Origin of the sequence: Arthrobacter hankyongi (assembly GCF_022012395.1) — a bacterium.
In the GTDB taxonomy this organism is placed as follows: Bacteria; Actinomycetota; Actinomycetes; order Actinomycetales; family Micrococcaceae; genus Crystallibacter; species Crystallibacter hankyongi.
Genome location: NZ_JAKLTQ010000019.1, coordinates 1 through 12,933 on the forward strand (window position 1 = coordinate 1; position 12,933 = coordinate 12,933).

A 12,933-nucleotide genomic window follows, 5' to 3' on the forward strand; every position below is an offset into this window, starting at 1 on the left:
TTGCCTTAGGATGGATTAGGCTTATTGTTATTCATTCTCATTGAGAGCAGATAGAGGTTCCATGCGGAGTTCCCGCTTCCCGTCCCTGGTTCCGGGGTTCCCCGGCGTTGCCGGCGCTGCCCTGCTGTCCCTGCTGCTGGCCGGCTGCGCATCGTCCGGTACCGGGCCGGGTTCGGACACCGCCTCCGGCGGCGCCGACGGCAGGATCAGCATCGTCGCGTCCACCAATGTGTACGGTGACATCGCCGCGGCCATCGGCGGAGACTCCGTCGAGGTCACCTCGCTGATCCAGTCGCCGGCCCAGGATCCGCATTCCTACGAGGCCTCGGCACGGGACAAACTCGCCGTGTCGCAGGCGGACCTGGTCATCGAAAACGGCGGCGGCTATGACGCCTTTATGCCCGCCCTGGTGGACGGCACCGGAAAGGATCCTGCCGCGGTCATCAGCGCCGTCGAAATTTCCGGCCTCGACCCGGACGGCGGTCAAGCCTCCGGGCACACGGACGGCGCCGCAGACCACACGCACACCGGCTTCAACGAGCATGTCTGGTATGACCTGGCCACCGCGGGCAAGGTCGCGGACACGGTGGCGAACAAGCTGGCGGCGCTGGATCCCGGACAGGCGGCCGGTTTCGAGCGCAATGCCGCGGCGTTCCACAAGCAGCTGGCCGGCCTCGAGGCTGACAGCGCGGCGCTGGCCAAGCAGGTGTCCGGCGAGGCGGTGGCCGCCACGGACCCGGTGCCGCTCCATTTGTTCGAGAAGCTGGGGCTTCGGAACCTCACCCCGGAGGACTTCCTGGAGGCTGCCGAGGAAGGCAGCGATGCGGCACCGGCCGCGCTGAAGCAGACCGAGGAACTGGCCACCTCGAAGTCGGTGCGGTTCCTCGCCTACAACGAGCAGACCGAAGGCGCGCAGACCCGCCAGGTCCGGGAGGCCGCGCAAAAGGCAGGAACCCCCGTGGTCAATTTCGCCGAGACGCTGCCCGAAGGAACCCACTACGCGGACTGGATGAAGTCGAACCTGCAGAACATCGCCGCAGCCACCGGAAGCACCAAGTGAGCACGCCGGCGGCCAGCCTGGAAGGCGCCTCGCTGTCCTTCGGCCGGCGTGTGCTCTGGCAGGACCTGGACTTGCAGATCAACCCGGGGGAGTTCTTCGCTGTGCTCGGTCCCAACGGCTCCGGCAAAACCAGCCTGATGCGGGTGCTGCTGGGGCTGCAGCCGCTGACCAGCGGAATAGCAAGGGTCAACGGCAGGCCGGTCGCCCGCGGCAGCCGCGATATCGGCTATATTCCCCAGCAGAAGTCCTTCGCGAACCACACCCCGCTGCGGGCGCGCGACCTGGTCGGGCTCGGCCTGGACGGCCACCGCTGGGGCGTGCGGCTGGGACGGCGCGGCTTCCGCCGCCGGGTGGACGAACTGCTGGAGCAGGTCGGGGCCTCCTCCTATGCGGACGCTCCGGTCGGCAGGCTCTCCGGCGGTGAGCAGCAGCGGCTGCGCGCCGCCCAGGCACTGGCCTCGGACCCGAAGGTGCTGCTCTGCGACGAGCCGCTGCTGTCCCTGGACCTGCATCATCAGCAGGCCATCAGCTCGCTGATCAACCGCCAGTGCCACGTCAACGGCAGCGCCGTGGTCTTCGTGACGCACGAGATCAATCCGATCATCGAATATGTGGACCGTGTGCTCTACCTGGCCGGCGGGCAGTTCCGGGTCGGGACCCCGGAAGAGGTGATGACCACCGAGGTGCTCTCCTCGATGTACGACAGCCACGTGGAGGTCATCCACAACGAGGGACGCATTGTGGTGGTCGGGCTGCCCGATGCCACCCACCATTACGGTGACGAGCAGGACGAGGAAGCGTAGCCATGGACTTCAACGAATTGTGGAGCGCAGTCTTCAACTTCCAGGACTACGCCCAGCTGCTGCCGCTGGTGCGCAATTCCCTGATTGCCGGGGCCGTCCTGGGCCTGGTCGGCGGGATGGTCGGGGTCTTCGTGATGATGCGGGACCTGGCCTTTGCCGTCCACGGCGTCGCCGAGCTCTCCTTCGCGGGAGCTGCCTTCGCCCTGCTGATCGGTGCCAACGTAGTCTTCGGGTCGCTTGCCGGCTCGATCATCGCCGCCGTGATCATCGGGCTGCTCGGTACGCGCGCCCGGGACCGGAACTCGATCATCGGGGTGGTGATGCCGTTCGGACTCGGCCTGGGCATCCTGTTCCTGTCCCTCTACCAAGGCCGCAGCGCCAACAAGTTCGGCCTGCTGACCGGCCAGATCGTCTCCGTGGATACGGTCCAGCTGAACCTGCTGACCGGCTGCTCGGTTTTCGTCATCGTGGCACTGCTGGCCATCTGGCGGCCGCTGACTTTCGCCAGCGCGGACCCGGAGGTGGCCGAGGCACGCGGCGTCCCGGTGGCCAAGCTCGGCATTGCCTTCATGTTCCTGCTGGGCCTGGCCGTGGCCCTGTCCATCCAGGTGGTCGGCGCGCTGCTGGTCCTGGCCCTGGTGATCACTCCCGCGGCCGCCGCCCTGCGGGTGGCCGCCTCGCCGCGGCTGGTGGTGCTGCTCAGCGTGGTGTTCGCCATGGCCTCGGTGGTGGGCGGCATCCTGCTGGCCCTGGGCGGACGGATCCCGATCAGCCCCTACGTGACCACCATTTCGTTCCTGATCTACGTCGTCTGCCGCGTCATCGGGGGGCGCCGCGACCGGCGCGGCGCGGACCGGAGGACCGGACACCGGCTGCCGGCCACCGTGGCAGCTACCGGCCCGGCGGCAGTGTCTGCCGCCCCGGTGCAGGCCCGGACCCTGCCGCGGGTGCCGAAGGGCTAACTCTGCGGATGGCCGTTCCCGGCTGCCTGCGCCGCGGCGCTGCACTCCGGGCACAGCCCGAACATTTCCACCGTGTGGGCTACTTCGGTGAAGCCGTGTTCCTGCGCCACGCGGGCGGCCCAGCGTTCCACCGCCGGTGCCTCGATCTCCACGGTCTTGCCGCAGTTGCGGCAGAGCAGATGATGGTGATGGTGTTCGACGGCGCAGCGCCGGTACACGGCCTCGCCGTCGCCGCTGCGCAGCACGTCCACCTGCCCCTCGTCGGCCATCGACTGCAGGATGCGGTAGGTGGTGGCCAGCGAGACCGAATCTCCGCGCTCATGCAGCAGCCGGTAGAGCTCCTGGGTGCTGACAAAATCGTCGAGGCTGTCCAGGGCATTGCCCACGGCCAGCCGCTGGCGGGTCATCCGCTGTTCGGGACCGCGGCGGGGAGTCCGGGAATGTGCGGACGGAGCAGGCATGTCTCCCAGATTACCAGCCGGGTTTTCCCCGGCCCTGCCCCCGGCCCTGCCTGCGGCCCGCCGGGTGGACCGGCCGCGTACGCTGGAACCATGCTGCTGACAAAGTACACGCACGCCTGCGTGCGGCTGGAAAACGACGGCGAAGTGCTGGTCATCGACCCCGGATCATTCTCCGAGGTCGATCAGGCCCTGCAGGGAGCCGGTACCGTGCTGGTCACCCACGAGCATGCGGACCACGTGGACCTGGAGCGGCTGCCAGCCATCCTCGCGGCATCGGCCTCGATCCAGGTCTATGCACCTGCGGTGGTGGCCGAACAGCTGCGCGGATGGGACCACGCCGCAGCGGAGCGGATCCATACCGTCGAACCGGGGGAGGCCTTCGAAGTGCCCGGCTTCAGGATCCGGACCTTCGGCGGCCAGCATGCGCTGATCCACCCGCTGATCCCGATGGTGGCCAACGTCGGCTATCTGGTCAACGAGACCGTCTACCACCCCGGGGATTCCTTTATTGTTCCGGACGGGCTGACCGCCCCCGTGGTGCTGGTGCCGATCCACGCGCCGTGGAACAAGGTGTCCGAGGTCATCGACTTCATCACCGCGATGCGCGCCGGACGAGCCTTTCCCATCCACGACGGGCTGCTCAACGAGACCGGCCGAGGCCTGGTGGAGAAGCATCTGGCCAGCTTCGGGGCCCGGTACGGCACCCGCTACGAGCGGCTGGACCCGCTCCAAAGCGTGGAGTTGTAAATGGGCGCAGAGACGGGTCCGGCGGCCGGCCCGGTCCTGATCGACGTGCCGACGTTGCAGGAGCGGCTGGCATCGGGGGCGCGGACGCTCCTGCTGGACGTGCGCTGGGCCCTGGGGGACCCGCACGGCCGGGAGCACTACCTGGCCGGCCACCTGCCCGGTGCCGTCTATGTGGACCTCGAAAGCCAGTTGGCGGCTCCGGCCTCCGCCGCGTCCGGGCGCCACCCGCTGCCCGATCCGGCAGCATTCGCGCAGGCGGCGCGCGGCTGGGGCATTAACGACGGCGATCTGGTGGTCGCCTACGACGCGACCGGCGGCCTGGCCGCGGCACGGCTGTGGTGGCTGCTGCGCGACGGCGGCATCGCCGGCTGCCGTCTGCTCGACGGCGGACTGGGAGCCTGGCAGGCCGCCGGCCTGGCCCTCGAAGCCGGGGATGTGCGGCCGGCCCCCGGCACGGTCCGGCTGGCACCCGGACAGTGGCCGGTACTGGAACTGGCCGAGGTCGCGGACTTTGCCCGGAACGGGCTGCTGCTCGACGCCCGCGCCGCGGAGCGCTACCGCGGCGAGTCCGAGCCGGTGGACCCCAGGACGGGACACATCCCCGGCGCCGTCAGCGCGCCCACCACGGCGAATCTGCAGGCCGACGGCAGGTTCCTGCCCGCCGACAGGCTCGCGGAGCGGTTCGGGCGCCTTGGCGCCGGGCCGGGCAAGTCCCGGAAGGTGGCGGTGTACTGCGGTTCCGGGATCACGGCGGCGCATGAAATTGCGGCCTTGGCGCACGCCGGCATCGAGGCGGCCCTGTACCCGGGCTCGTGGTCCCAATGGTCCCAGCATCCGGACCTGCCGGCAGCCACCGGCGACGAGCCGGGCAATGCACAATCCGGAACTATCCAGTGGCACGCCCGCGGTGGAGCGGGTAGCGTCGGATCATGACTCTCGGCCGCCCCGTCCCGCCGCCCTTGGGCGCGAAAGCAACTCTGCCGGACGCCCGGACCGGACGGCCGGCCCGGACCGGGGCCACGGTCCGGGCCTATGGTGCCGCCTCTGCCTCCTCTGGTCTGGCACCGCTGGATATCAAGCGGCGCGAGCCGGAGCCGCACGACGTCGAAATCAGCATTGCCTTCTGCGGGCTGTGCCATTCGGACGTGCACGCCGTTCGGGGCGAATGGCGTGACCAGCACTATCCGCTGGTGCCCGGACACGAGATCGTCGGCCGCGTCACCCGCACCGGCGAGGACGTGAGCATGTTCTCGGTGGGGGACCTGGTGGGCGTCGGCTGCCTGGTCGATTCCTGCCGGACCTGCGACAGCTGCAGCGAAGGGTTGGAGCAGTACTGCGAAAACGGTGCGGTCGGCACCTACGGTGCGCTGGACCAGCGCCACGGCGGGGAGGTCACGCAGGGCGGGTACGCCACCGCCATCGTGGTGGATGAGAAGTATGTGCTGCGGATGCCCGAAAGCCTGGACCCGGCCGAGGCGGCGCCGCTGCTCTGCGCCGGGATCACTGTTTTCTCCCCCATGCAGTACTTCGGCGTGGAGGAATCGGACGCGGTCGGCGTCGTGGGGCTGGGCGGACTGGGCCATTTGGCCGTCAAGATCGCCAAAGCCCTCGGCGCCGAGGTGACCGTCTTCACGTCCTCCCCGGGCAAGGTCGAGGCCGCCCGGGGGCTGGGCGCCGACCGCGTGGTGCTCTCCACGGACGACGAGGCCATGGCGGCGGCCCGGCGCAGTATCGACCTCATCATTGACACCGTCTCCGCCCGACACGAACTGGGGCCCTATCTGCGGACCATCCGGCGGGACGGGGCCCTGATCCAGGTGAGCCTGCCGCCGGGCCAGATGCCGCCGGTCCCGGTCGGCGTGCTGGCCGGCCGCCGGATCGCCTACGGCGGCTCGATGATCGGCGGCATTGCCGAGACACAGGAGCTGCTGGACTTCTGTGCCGCCCATGACATTGCCGCCGACGTGGAACTGGTGGCGGCGGATAGGCTGAACGAAGCCTGGGACCGGATGGTGGCCGGGGACGTGAAGTACCGCTTCGTGCTGGACGTCGAGTCGCTGAATCCGGCCCAAGACCCGGACGGCGGCCGGGCCGGCACATTGAACTTGCAGGAAAGGAACGCATGAGCACGCTGTTCACCAAGATCATCGAGGGCGAAATCCCCGGCCGCTTCGTCTGGAAGGACCCGGAGGTCGTCGCCTTCCTGAGCATTGGCCCGCTTGCGGACGGCCACACGCTGGTGGTGCCCCGGCAGGAGGTGGACCGCTGGACGGATGCGCCCGCGGACCTGCTGGCGAAGCTGACGGCGGTGGCCCAGACCATCGGCAAGGCGCAGGTGGAGGCCTTCGGTGCGGCACGCGCCGGGATGATCATCGCCGGGTTCGAGATCAACCATCTGCACCTGCACGTCTGGCCCTCCAACTCCGAGGCCGAGTATGACTTCAAGCGGGCCCAGCACAACCCGGATCCGGCCGTGATGGATGCCAGCGCAGAAAAGATCCGGGCCGCCCTGCGCGATGCCGGCCAGGGGGAATTCGTCCCCGAGGCCTGAGCCGGCAGCGGACAGGTGCCGGTCCGCGGGCCGGCACCTGTCCGCGCTCAGGCCGCCAAGGCTTCGTGCAGCGCGGTACGGACGCGTTTTTCGGAGACCGAATAGGCGGTGCCCAGTTCCTGCGCGAAGAAGCTCACGCGCAGTTCCTCGAGCATCCACCGCACCCGCTGCAGGCCCGCCCCCGGACGGGAGCCGGGCAGCAGGGCCGCCACGGCGTCGTCGTACTCATCCTCGAGCCGCTGCACCACGGCCATCTGCGCACCGTCCCGGGCCACATTGGTTGGCAGCTTCTCCAGCCGGCGCTCGACCGCGGCCAGGTAGCGGGGCAGCTGGCTCAGCTGCGCATATCCGGTGCGCGCGACGAAGCCCGGGTAGACCAGCTGCTCGAGCTGGGCCTTGATGTCGTTGAGCGCGCTGATCAGGGCCAGGCTGGTACTGGACTTGAGCGCCTTCTGGATCCGGCGTGTGCTGGAGAGGATCTTTTCCACCGTTGCGGTGACGGCGAAGACCGTGTCGATCAGTTCGGCCCGCACCGTCTCGTACAGTTCCTCGAACTCGGCGGCGGTGAAGGGCAGCTGCGCCGGGACCAGCTTGTCGATGGCGGCCAGCGTGCAATCGTCGATCAGCGACCCGACCGAACCATGCGGATTCTGGCTGAAGGTGAGTTTCTCGGTGTTGTTCAGGTGTTCGAGCACATAGCGCTGCGGCGAAGGGATCCGCAGCGCGAGCAGCCGGATGACGCCCGAGCGCATGGCCGGCTCCTGTTCGGCCCGGGTCTGGTAGATCCGCAGCCCGACGGCCCCACCCTCATCGACGAACGCGGGGTAGCCGGTGACGGTGTGTCCGGCTACCAGGCGCGAGACCTGCCGCGGCAGCACCGACGGCGCGAAGCCCTTCAGCCCCGACCGTTCGGCGAGCACGTCGCCGTTGGCCAGCACCATGGACTCGGCACGGTCCCCGGTGGCGGCGGACAACCGTGTCTTGGTTCCCACGCCCGCGGCCCGTTCGGTGGCGCGTACGCCGCGGGGCCCGGAGCCCGGCACGGGTTTGACCGTCTGCGGGGTGGCACCCAAAGACTCGGCGATCGCCCGGCGGGTGGCCGGGGCCAGCTCCTCCTGCAGCTGGGCCAGGTCCTTGCCGTCGCCCAGGATCCTGCCCTTGCCGTCCACCACCTGGAAGGTCATCCTCAGGTGCGGTGGGACCGCCGCCCAGCTCCAGGAGCCGGGCGGGATGATGTGGCCTTTCAGCCGGCGCAGCGCCAGCTCCAAGGAAGGTTCCAGCTCGTCCGTGGCCGGGTCGAACTCCGCGGCGAGCGCCTGGGCCGCGGCCCGGGCCACGTCCGGGGCCGGCACGAAGTTCTTGCGGACCTGCTTGGGCAGGGACTTGATCAGGGCGGTGATCAGTTCCGCCCGCAGGCCGGGAATCTGCCAGCGGAACGGGGCCGGTTCCAGCTGGTTCAGGAACAGCACCGGGATCCGCACGGTGACCCCGTCCGAGGCGTTCGGCATCGCTCCGGGGGCGGTGGGCGAGAATTCGTAGCTCAGCGGCAACTCGAAGGTTCCCTGGTGCCACGTCTTCGGGAACGCGGACTCGTCCAGGTCCTCGGCTTCCTCGGTAAGCAGGGCATCCGGATCGAAGTCCAGCAGCGAGGGATTCTCCTGCCGGGCGGCCTTCCACCACTTGTCGAAGTGCCGCTCGGAGACCACGTCGGCGCCGATCCGCTGGTCGTAGAACTCAAACAGCGACTCGTCGTCCACGCGCAGGCCGCGGCGGCGGGTCCTCGCCTCCAGTTCCTCGACCTCGGCCAGCAGTTGCCGGTTCCGCTGGAAGAACTTGTGGTGCGTTTTCCAGTCGCCTTCCACCAGCGCGTGGCGGATGAACAACTCGCGGCTCAGCTCGCGGTCGATCCGTCCGTACTGGATCCGGCGCTGCGGCACGATCGGTACCCCGTACAGCGTGACCTTTTCGTAGGCCATGACCGAACCCATCCGGCGGGACCAATGCGGTTCGGAGTAGCTGCGCTTGAGAAGCTGCGGGGCGATTTCTTCGGCCCAAAGCGGATCGAACCGGGCCGCCACGCGGGCCCAAAGCCGGGACGTTTCCACCAGTTCGGCGGCCATCACCCAGTCCGGCGACTTCTTGAACAGGGCAGAGCCGGGGAAGATGGCGAAGCGGGTGCCGCGGGCACCGGCATACTCGCGCTTGCGTTCGTCGTACACGCCGATGTGGCTCAGCAGCCCGGCCAGCAGGGACTTGTGGATGTCGTCATGCTTGCCGGCCGGATCCACCTCGCTGCCGGTGCTCAGCGTGATGCCCAGCGGCTTGGCCAGCTGGCGCAGCTGGGCGAACAGGTCCTGCCATTCACGGACGCGCAGGTAATTGATGAACTCGTCGCGGCAGAGCCGGCGGAAGGCACTGGAAGAGAGCTCCTTCTGCTTCTCCTGCAGGTAGCTCCAGAGGTTCAGCATGCCGGCGAAGTCCGAGTTCTCGTCCACGAAGCGCTTGTGCTTCTCGGTGGCCTGCTGATGCCGGGCGGCGTCGTCCCGCTGCGGACGTTCGCGCGGATCCTGGATGGTCAGCGCCGCGGCCAGGACCATCACTTCGCGGACGCAGCCGCGCCGGCCGGCCTCGACGATCATCCGGCCCAGCCGCGGATCCACCGGCAGCTGGGCCAGCTGCCGGCCGACGGCGGTCAGGCCGGAGCGCTCGTGGGCCTCCCCGGGTCCCGCCAGGGCGCCGAGTTCGCGCAGCAGGTTGACGCCGTCGGTGATCGCCCTGGTCTCCGGCGGCTCGACGAACGGGAAGGATTCGATGTCCTTGGGGCTGCGGGCCACCCCCATCGCGGTCATCTGCAGGATGACGGCGGCCAGGTTCGTGCGCAGGATCTCCGGGTCGGTGAATTCCCGGCGGGCGGCGAAATCTTCCTCGGAGTACAGCCGGATGGCGATGCCGTCGCTGACCCGGCCGCAGCGGCCGGAGCGCTGGTTCGCCGAGGCCTGGGAGATCCGTTCGATCGGCAGCCGCTGGACCTTGGTGCGGTGCGAGTAGCGCGAAATCCTGGCGGTGCCCGTGTCGATCACGTACTTGATGCCCGGCACCGTCAGGGAGGTTTCGGCCACGTTGGTGGCCAGCACGATCCGGCGCCTGCCGCCGGGGGTGAAGACCCGGTGCTGTTCGGCCAGCGAGAGCCGGGCGAACAACGGCAGGATTTCGGCTCCGGCGAGCCGTCGGTTGGTCTGCACCCGGGGCCGCAGCGCCTCGGCGGCGTCGCGGATTTCCCGTTCACCGGAGAAGAAAACCAGGATGTCGCCGGGAGCCTCGCGGGAGAGTTCGTCTACGGCGTCGCACACGGCATCCAGCGGATCCCGGTCCTCTTCGAGTTCGGCCAAATCGTCGTCCGGGTCGATCGGCCCGGCGGGCAGGTTCAGCGGCCGGTAGCGCAGTTCCACCGGGTAGGTACGCCCGGAGACCTCGATCACCGGCGCCGGCTCTTCATCCGTGCCGAAGTGGCGCGCGAAGCGTTCCGGATCGATGGTGGCGGAGGTGATAATCACCTTCAGGTCCGGACGTTTGGGCAGGATGCGCTTGAGGTAGCCCAGGATGAAGTCGATGTTCAGGCTGCGTTCGTGCGCCTCGTCGATGATGATGGTGCTGTACTTCTTCAGCAGCTTGTCGCGCTGGATCTCGGCCAGCAGGATGCCGTCAGTCATCAGCTTGATCCGCGTGGACTTGCCCACCTCGCCGGTGAAACGGACCTGGAAGCCCACCTCCTCGCCGAGTTTGACGTCCAGTTCCTCGGCGATGCGCTCGGCCACGGTGCGCGCCGCGAGCCGGCGCGGCTGGGTGTGGCCGATCAGGCCATGCTCGCCCAGTCCGAGTTCCAGGCACATCTTGGGGATCTGGGTGGTCTTGCCGGAGCCGGTTTCGCCGGCAATGACGGTGACTTGGTTGGCCGCGATCGTGGCCATGATGTCTTCTCGCCGTTCGGAAACCGGCAGGGCCGCGGGGTAGGAGATTGTCAAAGGCATGATTGGCACCAGTTTATCCGGCGGGCCAAAATCCGCCGCCGCAGTCCTGCCGGCTTCCGATCCGCGGCGGCCGTGGACAAATCGACTACGCCGGAGGGCCTATCAGCTGTTATGTCCAGTCAACGTTCCGCTTTCGTCTATGGTTGTCCTGACAATGGGCTGCCGATTGGACATTGTGACGTGGTTCACAGGTAGTATCGGTGGGGATGTTCCGCAGGGACGAGGTCCCTCTTGCCCGCACGCAACGATGCTGCGGCGCGCTGCCACAGGGCCGCGGCGGACCACTGCCGGACGGCCCCGGCGCCCGAGTACCGCGGCCGTATTGAAAGGAATTTGCATGAAGCGTTCGAGAATGGCTGTCCTGGGTGCCGGCCTGCTGGCCACCACCTTGCTGGCCACGGCCTGCGGCAGCAGCGGCGGCTCGGCCAGCCCGTCCGGCGCCGCAGCCGGCGGGGACACCGTCGACATCGGCATCACCCAGATCGTTTCCCACCCGTCGCTGGATGCGGCCCGCGAAGGGTTCAAGAAGGCGCTCGCGGACAACGGCTACACCGCGGGCAAGAACGTCAATTACGACGAGCAGAACGCGCAGGGGGACCAGGGCACCGCCGCGAACATCGCCGGCAAGTTCAACACGGACCAGAAGGATCTGGTCCTGGCTATCGCCACGCCGACCGCGCAATCCGCGGTCCAGGCCATCGCCAACGCGCCCATCCTGTTCACCGCCGTGACGGATCCGGTCAAGGCCGAACTGGTGGACAGCCTGGAGAAGCCCGGCGGGAATGCCACGGGCACGTCCGACGGTCTCCCGGATGACGTTGTCACCAAGCAGTTGGAGCTCATCAAGCAGCTCAAGCCCGGCGCCAAGACCGTGGGCATCGTCTACAGCTCCGGCGAGGTCAATTCCCAGGTCCAGGTGGATGCCGTGAAGAAGGCCGCCAAGGGACTTGATCTCGAAATCAAGGAAGCCACGGTGAGCAACTCCGGCGAGGTGCAGCAGGCCGCCCAGTCGCTCGACGTCGATTCCTTCTATGTGCCGACGGACAACAACGTCGTCTCCGCACTGGGTTCCCTGATCCAGGTCGCTGAGGCCAAGAAGGTCCCGGTGATTGCGGCCGAGGGCGATTCCGTCCGCAATGGCGCCGTCGCCACGTACGGCATCGATTACGACAAGCTCGGCTACCAGACGGGTGAAATGGCCGTGAAGATCCTCAAGGGCGAGGCCAAGCCGGAATCCATGCCGGTCGAAACCCAGACCGACCTCGGCCTGTATATCAACGAGGCCGCGGCCAAGCGCATGGGCGTTGAGATCCCGGCTGAATTGCTCAAGTCCGCCCAGACCGTCGGCAACTAGCCGGCTACACGCAACCACCTGACGAGAACCACAGCTAGGAACCCGGCGCATGATTGTTGCGGTTGAACTCGGCCTGATCTACGCGGTCATGGCCCTGGGGGTGTACCTCACCTTCCGAATCCTGAATTTCCCCGACCTGACGGTGGATGGCAGCTTCACCACCGGTGCCGCCGTCGCGGCCGTGGGAATCATCAACGGAGTGCCGCCGCTTGTCGCCACCCTCGCGGCCTTTGCCGCGGGGATGGCGGCAGGGTGGGTGACCGGCATCCTGCATACCAAGGGCAAGATCAACGGGCTGCTCGCAGGCATCCTGACCATGATTGCGCTCTATTCGATCAACCTGCGGATCATGGGCAAGGCGAACCTGCCGCTGCTGCGGCAGGACACGCTGCTGACGCCGCTGCGTGATGCCGGGCTGCTCGGGTCCGCCGTCGGCATCCTGGTCTTCGCCATCATCGCCCTGGCCATCAAGCTAGTCATCGACTGGTTCCTGCACACGGACCTCGGTCTGTCCCTGCAGGCAACCGGCGACAACGAGCAGATGATCCGCAGCTTCGGCGTCAGCACGGACCGGACCAAGATCCTCGGCCTGGCGCTGTCCAACGGCCTCGTCGCACTGTGTGGTGCCATGATCGCCCAGTACCAGGGCTTCGCCGACATCGGCATGGGCATCGGCCTGATCCTGGCCGGGCTGGCCTCGGTCATTATCGGCCAGGCGATCTTCGGGTCGCGGATCATCTTCGTGGCCACGCTGGCCGTGGTGCTCGGCTCCGTGCTCTACCGTGTGGTCATCCAGCTGGCGCTGCAGGCGGGCCTGAACCCGAACGACATGAAGCTGATCTCGGCCGTGCTGGTGATCATTGCACTGGTGCTGCCGCAACTGAAGGTCTTCCGGAAGGTCCAGGGCCTGTCCAAGATGAAGAAATCCCTGATGGCACCAAGCGAACCGGCGGGGGCGAAGGTCTGA

The 12,933-nt window shown here is 68.0% G+C and carries 11 protein-coding genes; 9 read left to right on the forward strand and 2 right to left on the reverse strand.

What is annotated here, in order from left to right; all coding sequences use genetic code 11:
• Positions 1 to 61: 61 nt before the first annotated feature.
• The 3 genes from LVY72_RS18880 to LVY72_RS18890 are packed head-to-tail and all read left to right on the forward strand — an operon-like array spanning position 62 to position 2,825.
• Entirely contained in the window at positions 62 to 1,060 is a 999-nt protein-coding gene (locus LVY72_RS18880) for a metal ABC transporter solute-binding protein, Zn/Mn family (protein ID WP_237824847.1), read from the forward strand.
• A complete protein-coding gene (locus LVY72_RS18885; RefSeq protein WP_237824849.1) occupies positions 1,057 to 1,863 on the forward strand; it encodes a metal ABC transporter ATP-binding protein in 807 nt (268 codons plus the stop codon). Before LVY72_RS18880 ends, LVY72_RS18885 begins: the two co-directional genes overlap by 4 nt.
• Before the next feature lie 2 nt (positions 1,864 to 1,865).
• The gene (locus LVY72_RS18890; protein WP_237824851.1) at positions 1,866 to 2,825 is read left to right on the forward strand and encodes a metal ABC transporter permease; all 960 of its coding nucleotides are present in this window, start codon (positions 1,866 to 1,868) and stop codon (positions 2,823 to 2,825) included.
• On the opposite strand, the gene LVY72_RS18895 is transcribed toward LVY72_RS18890, so the two are convergent.
• Positions 2,822 to 3,286 carry a Fur family transcriptional regulator gene (locus LVY72_RS18895; protein WP_237824853.1) on the reverse strand — a complete coding sequence of 155 codons (465 nt, stop codon included), beginning with the start codon at positions 3,284 to 3,286 and terminating at the stop codon, positions 2,822 to 2,824. The two genes, LVY72_RS18890 and LVY72_RS18895, sit on opposite strands and share 4 nt — an antisense overlap.
• Before the next feature lie 90 nt (positions 3,287 to 3,376).
• On the opposite strand from LVY72_RS18895, the gene LVY72_RS18900 reads away from it, so the two are divergent.
• From LVY72_RS18900 to LVY72_RS18915, 4 genes are read left to right on the forward strand one after another with little or no spacing between them, the layout of a single operon-like run.
• Positions 3,377 to 4,033 (forward strand): MBL fold metallo-hydrolase, encoded by a 657-nt coding sequence (locus LVY72_RS18900; protein ID WP_237824855.1) that lies wholly within the window; start codon positions 3,377 to 3,379, stop codon positions 4,031 to 4,033.
• Complete coding sequence (locus LVY72_RS18905) at positions 4,034 to 4,966, forward strand: sulfurtransferase (RefSeq protein ID WP_237824857.1); 933 nt, start codon at positions 4,034 to 4,036, stop codon at positions 4,964 to 4,966.
• Positions 4,963 to 6,159 carry an NAD(P)-dependent alcohol dehydrogenase gene (locus tag LVY72_RS18910; RefSeq protein ID WP_237824858.1) on the forward strand — a complete coding sequence of 399 codons (1,197 nt, stop codon included), beginning with the start codon at positions 4,963 to 4,965 and terminating at the stop codon, positions 6,157 to 6,159. Before LVY72_RS18905 ends, LVY72_RS18910 begins: the two co-directional genes overlap by 4 nt.
• Positions 6,156 to 6,584, forward strand: a complete 429-nt coding sequence (locus LVY72_RS18915; RefSeq protein ID WP_237824860.1) for an HIT family protein — start codon at positions 6,156 to 6,158, stop codon at positions 6,582 to 6,584. Before LVY72_RS18910 ends, LVY72_RS18915 begins: the two co-directional genes overlap by 4 nt.
• Before the next feature lie 47 nt (positions 6,585 to 6,631).
• Here the strand turns inward: LVY72_RS18915 and hrpA are convergent, their stop codons facing one another.
• The gene (hrpA, locus tag LVY72_RS18920) at positions 6,632 to 10,612 is read right to left on the reverse strand and encodes an ATP-dependent RNA helicase HrpA (RefSeq protein ID WP_237824868.1); all 3,981 of its coding nucleotides are present in this window, start codon (positions 10,610 to 10,612) and stop codon (positions 6,632 to 6,634) included.
• Between the two features lie 337 nt (positions 10,613 to 10,949).
• On the opposite strand from hrpA, the gene LVY72_RS18925 reads away from it, so the two are divergent.
• Both LVY72_RS18925 and LVY72_RS18930 read left to right on the forward strand, forming a co-directional pair.
• Positions 10,950 to 11,966, forward strand: coding sequence for an ABC transporter substrate-binding protein (locus tag LVY72_RS18925; RefSeq protein ID WP_237824871.1), 1,017 nt, complete (start codon positions 10,950 to 10,952; stop codon positions 11,964 to 11,966).
• 49 nt (positions 11,967 to 12,015) lie between these two features.
• On the forward strand, positions 12,016 to 12,933 hold the full coding sequence (locus LVY72_RS18930) for an ABC transporter permease (protein WP_237824873.1): 918 nt from the start codon (positions 12,016 to 12,018) through the stop codon (positions 12,931 to 12,933).

Excerpts from the sequence above, each read along its gene's own strand:
- LVY72_RS18900 (WP_237824855.1), top strand. The coding sequence starts at position 3,377 with ATGCTGCTGACAAAGTACACGCACGCCTGCGTGCGGCTGGAAAACGAC.
- LVY72_RS18895 (WP_237824853.1), bottom strand. The coding sequence starts at position 3,286 with ATGCCTGCTCCGTCCGCACATTCCCGGACTCCCCGCCGCGGTCCCGAA.
- hrpA (WP_237824868.1), bottom strand. The coding sequence starts at position 10,612 with ATGCCTTTGACAATCTCCTACCCCGCGGCCCTGCCGGTTTCCGAACGG.
- LVY72_RS18925 (WP_237824871.1), top strand. The coding sequence starts at position 10,950 with ATGAAGCGTTCGAGAATGGCTGTCCTGGGTGCCGGCCTGCTGGCCACC.
- LVY72_RS18910 (WP_237824858.1), top strand. The coding sequence starts at position 4,963 with ATGACTCTCGGCCGCCCCGTCCCGCCGCCCTTGGGCGCGAAAGCAACT.
- LVY72_RS18930 (WP_237824873.1), top strand. The coding sequence starts at position 12,016 with ATGATTGTTGCGGTTGAACTCGGCCTGATCTACGCGGTCATGGCCCTG.
- LVY72_RS18880 (WP_237824847.1), top strand. The coding sequence starts at position 62 with ATGCGGAGTTCCCGCTTCCCGTCCCTGGTTCCGGGGTTCCCCGGCGTT.
- LVY72_RS18915 (WP_237824860.1), top strand. The coding sequence starts at position 6,156 with ATGAGCACGCTGTTCACCAAGATCATCGAGGGCGAAATCCCCGGCCGC.
- LVY72_RS18905 (WP_237824857.1), top strand. The coding sequence starts at position 4,034 with ATGGGCGCAGAGACGGGTCCGGCGGCCGGCCCGGTCCTGATCGACGTG.
- LVY72_RS18890 (WP_237824851.1), top strand. The coding sequence starts at position 1,866 with ATGGACTTCAACGAATTGTGGAGCGCAGTCTTCAACTTCCAGGACTAC.